Origin of the sequence: Blautia sp. Marseille-P3087, assembly GCF_900120195.1 — a bacterium.
Classification (GTDB): domain Bacteria; phylum Bacillota; class Clostridia; order Lachnospirales; family Lachnospiraceae; genus Blautia_A.
The window spans coordinates 277,359-291,134 of the sequence record NZ_LT635539.1 but is presented as its reverse complement, the minus strand read 5'-3'; the positions used below and the strand labels follow the sequence as shown (position 1 = coordinate 291,134).

At 36.2% G+C, this 13,776-nt stretch carries 15 protein-coding genes and 1 pseudogene; 5 read left to right on the top strand and 11 right to left on the bottom strand.

The features are described 5' to 3' along the window. Nucleotides 1-6 precede the first annotated feature (6 nt). From BQ7344_RS01300 to BQ7344_RS01275, 8 genes are all read right to left on the bottom strand, one after another. Complete coding sequence (locus BQ7344_RS01300) at nucleotides 7-750, bottom strand: tyrosine-protein phosphatase (protein WP_072521086.1); 744 nt, start codon at nucleotides 748-750, stop codon at nucleotides 7-9. 172 nt (nucleotides 751-922) lie between these two features. Beyond that, nucleotides 923-1,330, bottom strand: coding sequence for a helix-turn-helix domain-containing protein (locus tag BQ7344_RS01295; RefSeq protein ID WP_072521085.1), 408 nt, complete (start codon nucleotides 1,328-1,330; stop codon nucleotides 923-925). 79 nt (nucleotides 1,331-1,409) lie between these two features. Then, nucleotides 1,410-1,565 (bottom strand): hypothetical protein, encoded by a 156-nt coding sequence (locus BQ7344_RS16100; protein ID WP_159431342.1) that lies wholly within the window; start codon nucleotides 1,563-1,565, stop codon nucleotides 1,410-1,412. Between the two features lie 37 nt (nucleotides 1,566-1,602). Then, entirely contained in the window at nucleotides 1,603-2,163 is a 561-nt protein-coding gene (locus BQ7344_RS01290) for a hypothetical protein (RefSeq protein WP_159431341.1), read from the bottom strand. Nucleotides 2,164-2,188: 25 nt separating this feature from the next. Beyond that, a complete protein-coding gene (locus BQ7344_RS01285; RefSeq protein WP_072521083.1) occupies nucleotides 2,189-3,115 on the bottom strand; it encodes a Kiwa anti-phage protein KwaB-like domain-containing protein in 927 nt (308 codons plus the stop codon). Nucleotides 3,116-3,346: 231 nt separating this feature from the next. After that, nucleotides 3,347-3,652 carry a PD-(D/E)XK nuclease domain-containing protein gene (locus BQ7344_RS16905; protein WP_330392796.1) on the bottom strand — a complete coding sequence of 102 codons (306 nt, stop codon included), beginning with the start codon at nucleotides 3,650-3,652 and terminating at the stop codon, nucleotides 3,347-3,349. Nucleotides 3,653-3,678: 26 nt separating this feature from the next. Next, a complete protein-coding gene (locus BQ7344_RS01280) occupies nucleotides 3,679-4,821 on the bottom strand; it encodes an AAA family ATPase (RefSeq protein ID WP_330392795.1) in 1,143 nt (380 codons plus the stop codon). Between the two features lie 128 nt (nucleotides 4,822-4,949). Continuing rightward, nucleotides 4,950-6,293 (bottom strand): PD-(D/E)XK nuclease domain-containing protein, encoded by a 1,344-nt coding sequence (locus BQ7344_RS01275; RefSeq protein WP_083585572.1) that lies wholly within the window; start codon nucleotides 6,291-6,293, stop codon nucleotides 4,950-4,952. Nucleotides 6,294-6,316: 23 nt separating this feature from the next. On the opposite strand from BQ7344_RS01275, the pseudogene BQ7344_RS01270 reads away from it, so the two are divergent. The 4 genes and pseudogenes from BQ7344_RS01270 to BQ7344_RS01250 form a co-directional block, all read left to right on the top strand. Beyond that, nucleotides 6,317-6,556: pseudogene (locus tag BQ7344_RS01270) on the top strand (transposase); the annotation flags it as partial. A gap of 454 nt (nucleotides 6,557-7,010) precedes the next feature. Continuing rightward, nucleotides 7,011-7,844, top strand: a complete 834-nt coding sequence (locus BQ7344_RS01260; RefSeq protein WP_072521079.1) for a hypothetical protein — start codon at nucleotides 7,011-7,013, stop codon at nucleotides 7,842-7,844. A gap of 396 nt (nucleotides 7,845-8,240) precedes the next feature. Continuing rightward, the gene (gene rpsI, locus BQ7344_RS16370; RefSeq protein WP_072523312.1) at nucleotides 8,241-8,639 is read left to right on the top strand and encodes a 30S ribosomal protein S9; all 399 of its coding nucleotides are present in this window, start codon (nucleotides 8,241-8,243) and stop codon (nucleotides 8,637-8,639) included. A gap of 23 nt (nucleotides 8,640-8,662) precedes the next feature. Next, nucleotides 8,663-9,943, top strand: a complete 1,281-nt coding sequence (locus BQ7344_RS01250; protein WP_072521078.1) for a KAP family P-loop NTPase fold protein — start codon at nucleotides 8,663-8,665, stop codon at nucleotides 9,941-9,943. Nucleotides 9,944-10,188: 245 nt separating this feature from the next. On the opposite strand, the gene BQ7344_RS16635 is transcribed toward BQ7344_RS01250, so the two are convergent. Together BQ7344_RS16635 and BQ7344_RS01245 are read right to left on the bottom strand one after the other, a co-directional pair. Continuing rightward, nucleotides 10,189-10,320 carry a hypothetical protein gene (locus BQ7344_RS16635; protein WP_255367417.1) on the bottom strand — a complete coding sequence of 44 codons (132 nt, stop codon included), beginning with the start codon at nucleotides 10,318-10,320 and terminating at the stop codon, nucleotides 10,189-10,191. A gap of 165 nt (nucleotides 10,321-10,485) precedes the next feature. Further along, on the bottom strand, nucleotides 10,486-11,403 hold the full coding sequence (locus BQ7344_RS01245) for a tyrosine-type recombinase/integrase (RefSeq protein ID WP_072521077.1): 918 nt from the start codon (nucleotides 11,401-11,403) through the stop codon (nucleotides 10,486-10,488). Between the two features lie 131 nt (nucleotides 11,404-11,534). Between BQ7344_RS01245 and BQ7344_RS01240 the strand changes: the two genes are divergently transcribed. Further along, nucleotides 11,535-12,308 carry a toll/interleukin-1 receptor domain-containing protein gene (locus BQ7344_RS01240; protein WP_072521076.1) on the top strand — a complete coding sequence of 258 codons (774 nt, stop codon included), beginning with the start codon at nucleotides 11,535-11,537 and terminating at the stop codon, nucleotides 12,306-12,308. On the opposite strand, the gene BQ7344_RS01235 is transcribed toward BQ7344_RS01240, so the two are convergent. After that, nucleotides 12,282-13,697, bottom strand: a complete 1,416-nt coding sequence (locus tag BQ7344_RS01235; protein ID WP_072521075.1) for an SIR2 family protein — start codon at nucleotides 13,695-13,697, stop codon at nucleotides 12,282-12,284. The genes BQ7344_RS01240 and BQ7344_RS01235 overlap by 27 nt on opposite strands. Nucleotides 13,698-13,776 lie beyond the last annotated feature (79 nt).

Below are 13,776 nucleotides of genomic sequence, written 5' to 3'. Positions count from 1 at the left end.
GTATTTCTACTCCTCTTTTCCCTCTTCATACTCCTGTCGGAGAATGTCATAACCTTTTAAGATCCTGCTCGGATTTTCCGATAACAGCATCTTCATTACTGAAAAACCGTAATTCTGTGTAAGATAATTCACCAGTTCCTGAATATCCGGAGAACGATATTCTGTATCATGCGCATCTGTCGCGATCACACCCGCTATCCCTTCTCCCATCAGCCGCTCAGATGCCTGACGACACCTGCGTCCAAACATCCCCAGCAGACTTCCTCCATTAACCTGAAGCGTACAATCCTGCTCATACAAAAAGAGTGCCAGCTCAGGATCTTTCTGCACAGCAATATATCGCTCCGGATGTGCCACAACCACACGATATCCCATCTTCTGCAGCTTCTGGATACGCCTGATCATATTTGACGGCATTTCTCCAAAATCAAACTCTACCAGAAGATAATTTGTATGATTTAATGTAAGAAGTTCTCCTCGCTCCAGGTGCAAAAAAGCATCATCATCCAGAAAAATTTCCATTCCAGAATACAATTTCAATGGAATCTTATGTGCTGTAATCGCTTCCTGTAATCTGTGAAATGCATCATTATACTGTTCTATCGTATAGGGATAATAATTTCCGTGACTGGTCGCCGCCATATGATATATTCCGGATTCTGCTGCAATCGACGCCATCCGAAGTGCTTCTTCCACAGATTCAGCGCCATCATCCAGCCCCGGCAGAATATGTGCATGTATATCGACCATATTCTTTGCATTCGTCCTTTCTATAATACGATACAGACATAAATCTGCATCGTCGCCTTTTACGGTGTTTAATTATAGCAAGAAAAAAGGTTCATGGCAACGATTTTCACATAAATCATCATACCATGAAACCTTTTTTCCGAAAAGTATACGAAACTTTATAAATTCCGCATCACTTCTTCTCTTTAAACTGTGTCAGCATGTCCATATAGACTTCCAGCATCCGTTTCTTCGATTCTGAACACTTCCGGTATTGCGAGATCAGCATTCTTTCCCCGTGGTTCAGTCCTGTCTTCACCGCTCTGTCCTCATCCTCCACCATCAGATCCAGTATCGAAATATTTAATGCATTGCAAATTTTATAAACTGTATACAAATATGGTCTGGTTTTTCCCGACATCAACGCATGCAGCGTAGATGTAGAAATATCAGCTTCTCTCGCCAATGCATAATAAGAAACTGAGTTTCTCTCACAATGCTCCTGAATATGCCGAATCAGTTCACTGCATCTCTGATCAGGGTTGTATCGTTTCTTTTTCACTGTGTCATTAATTGTACTGTCTGCTGTTCTTTTTTTCATTCGCAATTCTTCTCCCCATCGTATTTATTTGACAGGCTAAAAACCTCTCTATAATAAATACGTAAAAAATCGAGAAAAATCACTCTGGGGAGGGGAAGTTTTTTATTTTTTGTTTAATTATCTTATCATACCATTCTTCTTTTTCTTTCCCTGTAAGATCAGCAAATTTTACATTATATTTGCTTGAATCGGAATCATCACAATTATTGTGCCATACATTCATTGTATTTACCATATAAAAAAAACAGTCTCGATTGTCTTATTTGCTGTCCTTAATTTAGCTCTTCTTTTAATACTTCCGTGCAATCTAAAACATATTCATTATTCAGATATCTCACTCGTATTTTTTCGCCAACATTCTTTTTTAAATACTTTTTGCTTAATATCTTTTTCTCAACCAGTTCGTTGTCTTCATTCTTATATTTGCAGTTATATATTTTGTAACCCATAACTTCAAGAACTACATTCACACAAAAATAATTATGTTTGATGCAGAGCCAGCCAAATATAATAAAAAACACCAAAAATAAAACAGCTCCCTGATGATTTGTAAAATCAAATGCAAACATCGGAAAAATAAAAGACATTAAAAACTCTGCCACAAGGAACTTTTCTTCCTGTACTTCTTCCAGACATATACATTTCACATTATCACTGTTTTTAGAATTCAATTTATTTCTCATTCGCCGCACTGCAATAACCATGAAAAACAGAATCAGCACAATACTGATATATTCTGTTACCAAATATTTGTCATTGTCACATATGCTGAAAATATCTGTCAAAAATACCAAAATCCAAAGTGGTGCAAATGAAAGATAATACATGCTCATCTGAAATATCATCACAGCCCCCGTATCACTGCCAGCTCTTGGCCGCAGCCACTTCCACTGGTAAATCATTCAATGGATCCAGCATCGCCTTATTGCAGAGAAATTTTACCAGTCGTGTAGCTGTTTTCTCATCGTTTGTATCGATGTTGCTGCCACTTAATTTAAGATTAAACATCTTCGCCAGTTTTTTCCTTTTACTTACATTTTTCATAGCCTCAAGCCGAGACTGATTATATGCCACAAATCTTCTTGGATTTTGACCAGATGTTGCAATTTTCTGAAATACTGCCTCATCAGTTAGAAAGCCACATTCTATAATTTCATTTACTTTATTATTACAAACTGCTTTGTACGCTCTTTCCATCGCAAATAAGTTTTCACCTGCAAGCGTGAGCATGTATATTGTATCTTTCAAGATAACTACATCTATAGATTTTTTTAAATTTAATATAGGCTCATCAATTTCCCTGAACGCGTTCCTTTCAATCTTAAACCAAAATTTATTTTTCATATTCATCATTGGCGATTGCATCGAAATAAACTTTATCGGAACAGTCTCAGAGCCAAGCTCTACTTCTCCAAGAAGCATATACGCATTGAATTTTGTATCGTTAATTCGCCCCTCTGTATCAGGATTTGCAAGTTCCTTACGCAATTGTCCATACGCTTCCGAAATCAGTGCGTTTTCTCCCTCAAGTTTGTAAATCACATTTCCTACAATATCCCCTGTATACTCATCCACGCTGGCATATTTGCCATCTTCTATTGCTTTTGAATATTTATCTGCTAATTCATGTGCAAACGAACCAATTTTTTCTGGCGGTGTCAACTCACACTCTCTGGTATAATATGATATTCCCGTTTTTCCTGATTTTATTTTAATCAGTTGCAATGAACAGCATGACATATTTTTCATTTTGTCAAAAGCTGTCTTAAGTAATTCTTTACTCAATGTTCTTCTCCTCTTGTAACTTTTTTATATTTTATCACATCCATCCTTAGCCCAATTATTCGTTATCTCGAAATACATATTCTGTTTTTCGACATAATTCGTCATTTTTCGTGTATTATCGAAAACAAAATCCCAGACTATATAGGTGCGTTCATTCCACACCATCTATAATCTGGGATTTCCACTCTGGCTTCATCCTTTATTAAGTTTGTTTCTTTTTATCTATCTTGCTTATTCAACATCCGCCTTTTCTATTATACAACTATGCTCTTTTGTTTTTTTATCGTAGTTAATTCCCACAAGCAGCAACTTGCCAGTGTACTGTCTTACTGTATCCGGATATTTTTTCTCTTTTATCTGCTGTATTGCAGTCCGAGCATCTTTGTTCCATTTCAATTCCACTACTAATGCAGGATAATCTCCAGTATATTCGGGTTTCGGTATAAATACGAAATCTGCGAATCCTCTTCCGGACGGTAACTCCCTGATCGGTTTAAAATAATACTTCATCGCACTTAAATACCCGATTGTGAGCATGCATCTGATTCCTGCTGAAAACTCATCTACTCATTCCATTTCTTACGTTTTACTGCTTTCATAAGCTCCTGACGAATTTCTTCATTCGGAATAAATGCAGTCTGATTTTTTTCATCGTAACCCAAATATCCCAGATGAATCAAATATGTCAGTACATCGTCCCTATTTGCAAAGCTGATCGTGTCATTCTGAAATGAACTTACGTCTACTTCAACGGCTGTCCCGGAAATCATTTCAATTATAGCAGTTTTCAATCCGTCAAAACCCATATTTATAAGCGGTACCACCGCCTCGTAAGTACCGGTATCCGACCAGTAGCTTTTGTACTTTCCACGAAGCATCAAACTTACGACAGCCTTTGGATTATATATTTGATATTCTTCCAGCATATAGCCATCATACCACTGTTTTACCTTAGCATAGTCCTCATTGTATTTCGCGCAAAGATTCCTGACTTCTGCTTCTGTAAATCCTATATATGGAGCCAGCACAGATGCATCTAACATTGTAAATTCAGAAAAATTGTTAAGTGCTGACTGTGTTCCTATTTTTTTTATCGGGAGAATCCCTGTCAGATAGGCAAGCTGAATATACTTTGTTGGCTCACTGCCCTTAAACAAACCTCTGAGGAATCCTATATACTCATCCTGCACCTTCTGATTCAATGCTTCATCTCTGATCAGGACATCCCATTCATCAATAATTACCACAAATTTCTTTCCCGTTGCTGCATTAATTCTGGATAATACTCCATATACTTTCTCATCATTATCCAACACAATATCCGGATAGATTTCCTGCAATTCCGAAATCAGATGTTCATTCATATATGCAACTGTAGTTTCCGGTGAACCGGCATCCATCATACACCACTGCACATCCAGATGAATCACATCGTATTTATTCAAATGTTTCTTAAAATCATTTTTCCTGCTGATTTCCAGCCCCTCAAACAATTTTTCCGAATCACATGCACGACTGTAATATGCTGTAAGCATATCCGCCGTGATTGACTTTCCAAAACGTCTCGGACGACTGTTGCAGATAAATGCCTGTGTGGTATTCATCACCTTGTTTGTATATTCAATCAGCCCTGTTTTATCAATATATATTTCTGAATTCAGAACGACCCGGAACGCCTCATTTCCAGGATTTACAAATCTCCCCATTTACACATACCTCACAATTGAAAAAAGATTCCACGATATCAATACTGATAGCCCTGTTAATGTATACACTCGGCAAAACGTGATAACGTTTAAAAAAAATCACGCCTCCTTTTTTTACAATTGGTACCCTATCCCTCAACCATTACCCGGCACTCTTTCTTATAGCATGCAATTCCATATCTGATAATGGTCCGCATACCATCTTCCTGCAATCTGGCTGTATATTGTTTTTCTTCAATTTGTTTTATTGCTTTTATGCAGGCAGTATCCATGTCACCATTTTCTGCATATTTCACTTCAATGACAATTCCGATTCGCTTTGACGGTGCTTCAATCAGAATATCACTATACCCATTTCCTGATTCTGCATTGGATTTTATAAGCCAGTCATTTCTATACCCCAAAAGGTCAAGTAAAATACCATGATAAAAGTTTTCTTTTTTTGACTCAAAAACAGCCGTATCGCGAATACTGATTGTATTCCACAAATATTCCCCCAGCAGTTCTTCAATCAGCTCTGCATCTTTCTTCAGAAAAGCCTCACAAAGATTGTCCAGCTTCCGACGATCATTCCCCACTGATTCTTTAAACCATTCACGAATCTGTCTGATAAAAAGATTCCTGATTTCCCGATTTGGAATAGCCAGATGAAATCTGCCGTTTTCAATTTCACCACGCTGCGTCAGGTATCCGGTTGTAAAAAGGACACTCCAAAGATTTTCAATATTGGCATCCAGTTCATTGTATGTCAGCTCCGGATGGATTTCCTTAATAATCTCCCTGCCTTCAATCAACTGTTCAATCTCACTACGCGTCTGCAAATTCGCCTTATCAATAAACCGTCGTACAATCGCATTTCCACTCGTATTCGACCAATAATCTTCCGGCTGTGCATTTGGATCTGAACACAATTTGTCACAATAGCTAATCACATCCCATGGACAATATATGTCTACCTTTCCAAACTGATATCCATCATACCAGGATCTGACAGCATCATACTTCTGCATCAGTCCATAGTATTCCAGAATCCCCCGTACATCTGCATCCGTAAAACCAAAATATTCATCAAATCTGACATCCGTAATCGTCAATACTTTAAAGTTATTCAAACCGGTAAATATACTTTCTTTCGAAACTCTGAGGCATCCCGTCAGAACAGCAAAATATAAATTAGGATTTGTTTTTAATACATTTCCAAACAGATTACGGACAAGTGATACCATTTCATCATAGTATCCGTATTGAAAAGCTTTATCCAACGGCACATCATATTCGTCAATCAGCAGAATCACCTGTCTGCCATAATGTTTCGCCAATAATGCAGACAGATTCAGAAGGCTCTGCTGTAAAATCCCCTCCGACATTGCATAAACGTCAAGATTCTTCTCGTCTATTCTGATAATCTGCCTGTACAGCTCTTTTTCCTTCTGTGACAATATCTTGCTGTCTTCCAGAAACTGAAAACGCATTGCTTCAGTACCAATGATTCCCTTCAATGCGGTTTGATAACATCGACGGTGTCAACTATGACCTGGCTCTCTGGGTAGCCTACTATAACTTTCTGCGTCCACATAAGCATGCAGGATATAAAGTACTTAACGAAGCAGAAATGCTCCAGGGAGCCGATAACATGCCCGGCAAATGGCAGCTCCTGATCTTCCTTGGGCAACAGACTATTCTGAGTATGCAGAAAAACAGCACTGCTGCACCGGAGCGGAACTGTTGTCAATAGAACCGTGGAATACCGAAGCAGACGACTTCGCCGGCTGTGAGGATATGCCGCGAAAGTCTATTGACATAAAGTTCACTGATTATCCTGTCCAGCAGAAAAGGGGCAACTGCACCCTTTTCCTGCCTTCCGGCGAGGATGGGTTCGGGCAACGCCCTGAGCCCTCGGAGAGCTTATTGGAATAAATGTCTACAATTTTCAAGGTTTATTTGAGCCTTTTTCTTTGGCTCTGTTTTTTCATAACTTATTTGACACTACCATTTCATTTTGCAAATTAGTATATTTGATATCCTTCATTATTTTTAATATCGTATCAAAATATTTAATACGTTTGTGCATTTTGCACATTCTTTTCTTTGTTACAATGCATTTTTTCGTATACATGCACAATTTCACTTGTGTTTAACTCAAACTTCATCTATACTTAACATACACCAATACAAAGGAGGAACCACACATGTGCGCACAGGAATCTGTATCTAAGCTGGAGAATGAATTAGATAATTACTTTATCATCAATCCCCAAAAGTCTTGCACTCTTTCTTTCAATAATAAATTACCGGTCATGAAACCCCTTGATAGTTTTTACGCTCTTCAGCTAATCAAACCAGCTTCTAGTATTAACCCATCCCACCAAACCTATTGTGCTTCGACTTCTTTATCAAAGCGCATCGTTTATTATGGGAAAAATCCTGTCATATTAAAAGCCTCAAAAACACCTCGAAAGAACTACGAATATACAGAAGAATATTACTGTCCTTTGGCAATGATTTTCGACATTAATAAACTGCTTGAAAATGAACTTGTTGAAGCAATTTATCCATTTGATCCCACCAAATTCAAAAATTCCGCTGGATTAACTCTAGACGACTTGCGCCTCAAAAGTAAGCTTTTTAGCATAAACAAATATATTGTTTGTTTCTTCGGTGATATTATCAATTACCAACACGGATATTATTGTAACGAGTTTCTTGAATGCATCAATGATAATCCGCCCCAAACATTCAATCGAATATTCGCATTTCAAAACCAAAAAGAGATCACGGAAAAAAAATTAACCATTTCTCTCGTGGTAAAACAATCTTTTGATTTTCTAAGTAATGCAGAATGTATCATACTACCTAAAAAGCTTATGGCTCTTGATGAGTTCAATCAATTATCAAAGGATGACTCAAACATTTGTGTTAAAACTTATGAAATTTACCGCGGTCGTCATCCTGCGTCATATAACATTGTAATAGAACAACTTTGTGCTGAATTTATCCAACATCAAATACAAATTCCCCTTTAAACGGAAAACACATCTTAAATGCAAAAGAAAGGAGCATACTATATGGCTGACTATTACAACTTATATGGATATCTGAACCTTTTTCCTGGTTTATCCGGTTTTCTATATCCTGTTTTCCAAAAAAATGGCACATTATATCTTGCAGATGGAGACATACACCATATTTTTAGTTTTCATCCACTCAAACCAGATTATATTACTTCAATTAATCCTCTGGCATCCTACACTAATACACTTTATTGTGCCGGATGCCATTATCCTCATATTTATCAAAAAGAAAATGGTCAACTATATATTGGTTCAGAAAAACAATTATTCCATCAATTGAGGGGATATCAGCTCACCAATCCTGTATTACAAGAAGAATTGGATGATTTTCTATCGGAACTTAATATTCTGTGCGCCCCCCTAACTCCTTACTATGGTACTGGTCGACGAAAGAAGGCTGTTGCACGTGTATTTTTATATGAAGGTACAGGTAAAATCACAATTAATCATAGAAAAGCAACTGAATATTTTACCAATATACAGCACGCTCAAACAATTCAGCATCCCTTTCTCATCACCAGCACTTCTCAACTATTTGATGCTTATATCACAGTCAAGGGTGGAGGTATTGCCGGACAGGCCGGAGCAATCCGGCACGGTATTTCCAGAGCTTTACTGAAATATGATCTAGAATACCGTACAATATTAAAAGCAGAAGGTTTTCTAACAAGAGACTCTCGCATGAAAGAACGCAAAAAACCAGGCATGAAAGGCGCGCGCAAATCCCCTCAATTTTCCAAAAGATAATGCATAAAAGGAGGACAATTATAATGATTGATTATTTACAAAGGAAGCAAAATATTGAAAATATCACCACTGTAATTGATAACTTATCAAGATTAAAAACTAGTTCTACTTTCGCTATAGATGGACAATGGGGATGTGGAAAAACTTTCCTTCTCGATCTTCTCGAAGAAGAACTCTCCTCTGTGAAAAAAAATTCTTCCAACGATTCTCGCTATTTTATTATCCGTTATGACTGCTGGAAGAATAATTTTTACTCTGAACCTGTTATTCCTATGATATCTTCTATTATGGAGGCAGCAGATTGTACCTCCGCAGCTACTACTAACGGAATTTTTGAGGCTCTAAAAGAATCTGCTGTTAATTGTATTGGCAACATGTTAAAAAACACTATGGGCATAAATCCGATTGAAATACTTAGTAATTTTGATGAGCATATTAAAGAACAGGAAATTTCCACGTTCGCATTTGATAACCTTATTTCTTTAAAAAAAGCTTTAGATGCCGTCCGCGATTCAATAAAAGAAGTTGCAAAACAGAAAACTATTCTTTTTTTTGTTGATGAGCTAGATCGCTGTCTCCCCGAATACAGCATTCACGTTCTTGAAAATATACATCACATTTTTTCCGATATCGACAATTTCATCACTCTTCTTGCAATCGACCAAACAGAATTAAATCAGGTCATTCGAACAGCCTATGGACCAGATATCAATGTAGCCGCCTACTTAAAAAAAATTATTGATTTTTATATACGACTCGACTTTGGTAAACTCAATTCCAATTACATAAACAAATATGCACATTTTACTGCACATTTCACCGGTTCAGAAGCAACTATAAGTTGGTGTCATTCCACTATACTCACATTAATGAATAGTCTGGATATACGCACCCAAGAAAAGATCTGGAAAAAAGCAGAACTTCTACATTGCATGATTACCACCCAACAAGTGGATTATTCATGTCTTGTTTATGAATTACTAGTTTTAATTCAAGATTACTACTTTCGTAATGCCAATAATCTAACAATTAAAAATTTTCAAAAAACTGTGGACCACCTACTTAGTCAGTCCTCCACATCTACACAAAATCGTTCCTATTGCGCCAAGCGTTATATCGAACTGACAGATCATCCATCCGCACGAATCATCTGGTATCAAGAGGGTCTAGAATTCACACAAAATCCCATTAACCAACCTAAAGATTCGCACTTTCGCCGTCATGCCTGTCCATATGCAGATTCAATCAAACACGATGACGCCTTAATGCAAAAGTTTACACAATTATCGCAAATAATTGAATAAACCCTCACAATTGACATTTTACGATACACTCAATAACAAAATAATATTACACTAAGTTCTTTTTATAGAATATCACATTTTAATTATATATTCTAATTCATTATAACGAATTAGACCATCTATATTACGAATCTTCTCAAGTCAAACCTTTCTATGCCTTGAATATAGTCCATTTTTTCAAGGCACAGAGAGATTTTTCTACCTTCCCAGAAACATTTCCTTAAAATCCTGAACAGCGTAAACTTTTACTTTTTCATAGAAAACATTCTTTCGTAGAAATTATCCTGATTATGTATGTTTCCCAGATCATCCAGCATCCGTTCCATTGCATCTAATAGATTATCCTTACTTAATAATATACTACGCAGTACGTTCATGTTTTGATTTTCCTCAAGATTTCCAGTTTATTTACGCTTGAATACAAAGCTCGTCCAATTGTCGTTTTTCTCGAATTATTGCTTCATGTCAGCATCTTTTAAATTGATTTTTTTTATTTCTCTGTATTATTCATTTTACCATATCTGTAGAATTATTGTCATTTTTTATGCTGCTCCTGCTATTTTCATCTTGTTTCTCGGATGCAGCTCTCGCAGGATTTCTGCCTGTTTTTTCGCTGCGATATGGATGTATATCTGCGTCGTTCTTATGGAACTGTGTCCCAATATCTGCTGCACGCAGCTGATATCCACGCCTTCTTCTATCAGGTATGTGGCAAAAGAATGTCTGAACATATGTGGTGTGATATTTCTTTTGATTCCCGCCTGTTTTGTATATTTTTTCAGCATCAGTCGAACTGATTGCTCTGTATATCTGCTTCCACGGTTATTTATAAAGAAAAATCCATTTTTCTGGATTTCTGCTTTATTTTCGTCAAAATATTGTTTCAGTATGTGCAATACTGAGGTATTACTGATTTGTACGTACCTTTCCTTACCACCCTTGCCCATGATTCTGATAAGGCCGGTATGGAGATCTACGCAGTCTTCTTTTATATTTGAAATTTCGTATACCCTTGCTCCGGTTGCAAAAAACAGTTCTACTACTGCTACATCCCGCAGTATATATCTTCGGGACTTTTCCGTGCTTTTGTTAAGGCATTTATATATATGATTCAATATGTGTTCGATTTCTTCGCGTGGGATAATTCTTGGGAGAGTCACTTTTTCCTTAAAGCGGACTTTGATTTTGTGAAATGGATTTTCTGCAATAATTTCCACATCTTCCAGATAATTATAGAATGCCTTTACCGATGCAATTTTCCTCTTTACTGTTTTCTGCTTATATTTCCTGTGCAAATATGTGATATACTCTTCAATTTGCTCTTTAGACGGAACATCCGAAGCAAGATATGTGAAATATTGCCGGAGATCAATCCGGTATGCTTTGAGTGTTTTCTCATCCAGTTCCTTCCTGTACCTGCAAAATTCCAGGTACTGTACCACTTTATCTTCTAATCTCATAGTCTGTTGTCTCCTTTACTTTCGCTGTAGTGCATTTGTGCCGTTTATCTTTATTCGAAAGTATAGCATATGCGTGGATTAAAGGATAATTAGCAGTTATCCATTAAATAAACTATCGGAGCACGTAGCTTATGAACATCGATTTCTTCATTTCTCATAGCAAAGAAACAAAAACAACTTTAGCAATACCATTTGCACAATCATTATCTGCACTTGGATTTAACGTTTGGATTGATCGGAACGGAATAAGTACAGGGCAATATATCTATACAAATATAAGAGAATCGATTGCAAATTCGACATATTGTATTGCAATTATTGACCATACATTTTTGGCACATTCATGGACATTAGAAGAACTAAGACTATTTCATTTAAGAGAAGATTCACAAACCTGTATTATTCCTATATATGTGAATATAGGTAAAAGCGAAGTTTATACAACGCTCCAGTGGCTTGAAGGACGAGCTTTCGAAAAGATAAATCAGAAAGATTTTAATGCCATAACTCACACTGAAATATTATGTAGAATTGTAGGAAGGTATTATAAAGACTGCATTTTAGATTTGCAATTAAACTCTATAGAATATGATTTATTGCGAACGAAATCTTTTCCATGCAAAGAAACGTTGTTAACATTGCTTGACAGTAAAGCTTATTACTCACAGGATTTTCGTATTGCAATTATTGAAATTTGCAATATTATAGGAGTGGCAAGTGCAATTTATACTGCACTTACCACTATTCCGGACAAGTATGTAAATATATCGAGTAACTTTGCTAATTTGTTAAGAGACATTTGTTTTGACACCACTTATGTGCTGACATACAATATGTATATTTCGGCATTGTATTCTTTTTATGTAACATTAGAGAAGTTAAAAGTCCTTTTGAATTCTTGCTAAAATTTGTAAAATAGAATGTATAACTTTTTCAGGTTCTATACTTTCCCTAAGCACCGATTCTTCAGCTTTTAAATAAGGATAACTATCTATATTTAAACTTATTTCGTCCCATATTTTCTTTGCCATATAACCAGTAGAACCTATTGGTATAATATATGCATTAAATTTTTTGGCAATTTCAAATTCTTGATAAACACCATCCGTTAGTATAACACCTTCATCGGAAATTTTATTGCCAAACATAAAAATTGCAATTCCAGCGTTTTTAAATATACCTTCACGATATGTTGTGACAAGTTTTTGATAATCATTTCTACCTTTATCTTCATAGGGAAACGCCTTGATCATAAGATGCTTTTCAAGTTTTGATACATTATTTTGGCATTCTTCTACAACAGAGCTGATAACATAACTGCCAATCCCACGGGCATGGCCTGTAATGATTTTATAATGTTCGCGGTACAGTTCCCTGACTAAATTTCGAATAAATTGAGGAGCAGTTTTTTCCCATGCACTACCATATTCATGCGCAGCACCTGAAATAAATATACTATTACATTTAGTTGCTCTTTGGATATCAGCCAATATATCAGGTATTTGATTATAATCGTCAATTAAAACAGCTTCTATACCATAACGCATTAAATCATGTATACGCAGTTCCTGTTTGTTTGAATCATAGTAAAACTGATCTAAATTATCATAGTCTGCTTTTTTTATTTTTTCCAGCAAGCAATAATGCCTACGTCGGTTTGTGTCCAATAAATTGCGAATTCGACTAAGAATATATTTTAAATTAGGATCTTCAAAACTAAAGCCAATAAAAAGAAAAGTTTTAGAGACTAAATCGCCTTGTAGAGCGGTTGTAAACAATTGCCTTGTTTCGTTGTATAATTCATAATCATCCTTAGTTATCACACATGTCGAAGGATCCAAACAGTCACCATGCATTTTATATACAATTGCATCGCTTTCTGCTAATGTAGTAGAGAGTGTCTGTGGAGCTATTTTAACATCTATTCGTTTTCCATGTTTTTTTAAAGTATCTTCCAGTAAATGATCATAATTGGTAGTCCAATATGTTTGTATAGGCATTTCGGCCAATAAATTGACACTACTATTTTCTTGAGATTCAATAATAAAGCGATTCAAAATTTTATCATTCAAGTCGCTTCGCCCTCTTTTTTCGTTGCAATAATATTGAGCAACTTCTACTAAGTCAGATTCTTTATCCACATCTAACCGAATTTCTTCTGCTAATTCTCTCAAAAGATCTTTCCAGTTTACAAAGCCTGACGGACGAGACAGACCTGCTCCTGCGAAAATAGCAGCATAGCCTTCCTGAATTGCTTTTGTATATTGTCGCTTAAAATCTGATACAGTTGCCATTTCATCCCTCACATTAAAATAAAAATATAGGATAACTGCTAATTATCACTTAAAGCATACCACATTTTTATGATATATT

What these genes read in the sequence shown, in the direction of transcription:
- BQ7344_RS01275 (WP_083585572.1), bottom strand. Translation starts at nt 6,293, where the DNA reads ATGCGTTTTCAGTTTCTGGAAGACAGCAAGATATTGTCACAGAAGGAA.
- BQ7344_RS16905 (WP_330392796.1), bottom strand. Translation starts at nt 3,652, where the DNA reads ATGCTCACAATCGGGTATTTAAGTGCGATGAAGTATTATTTTAAACCG.
- BQ7344_RS16635 (WP_255367417.1), bottom strand. Translation starts at nt 10,320, where the DNA reads ATGAACGTACTGCGTAGTATATTATTAAGTAAGGATAATCTATTAGAT.
- BQ7344_RS01260 (WP_072521079.1), top strand. Translation starts at nt 7,011, where the DNA reads ATGTGCGCACAGGAATCTGTATCTAAGCTGGAGAATGAATTAGATAAT.
- BQ7344_RS01295 (WP_072521085.1), bottom strand. Translation starts at nt 1,330, where the DNA reads ATGAAAAAAAGAACAGCAGACAGTACAATTAATGACACAGTGAAAAAG.
- BQ7344_RS01235 (WP_072521075.1), bottom strand. Translation starts at nt 13,697, where the DNA reads ATGGCAACTGTATCAGATTTTAAGCGACAATATACAAAAGCAATTCAG.
- BQ7344_RS01290 (WP_159431341.1), bottom strand. Translation starts at nt 2,163, where the DNA reads ATGAGCATGTATTATCTTTCATTTGCACCACTTTGGATTTTGGTATTT.
- BQ7344_RS01280 (WP_330392795.1), bottom strand. Translation starts at nt 4,821, where the DNA reads ATGGGGAGATTTGTAAATCCTGGAAATGAGGCGTTCCGGGTCGTTCTG.
- BQ7344_RS01245 (WP_072521077.1), bottom strand. Translation starts at nt 11,403, where the DNA reads ATGAGATTAGAAGATAAAGTGGTACAGTACCTGGAATTTTGCAGGTAC.
- BQ7344_RS01250 (WP_072521078.1), top strand. Translation starts at nt 8,663, where the DNA reads ATGATTGATTATTTACAAAGGAAGCAAAATATTGAAAATATCACCACT.
- BQ7344_RS01300 (WP_072521086.1), bottom strand. Translation starts at nt 750, where the DNA reads ATGGTCGATATACATGCACATATTCTGCCGGGGCTGGATGATGGCGCT.
- BQ7344_RS01240 (WP_072521076.1), top strand. Translation starts at nt 11,535, where the DNA reads ATGAACATCGATTTCTTCATTTCTCATAGCAAAGAAACAAAAACAACT.
- BQ7344_RS16100 (WP_159431342.1), bottom strand. Translation starts at nt 1,565, where the DNA reads ATGGTAAATACAATGAATGTATGGCACAATAATTGTGATGATTCCGAT.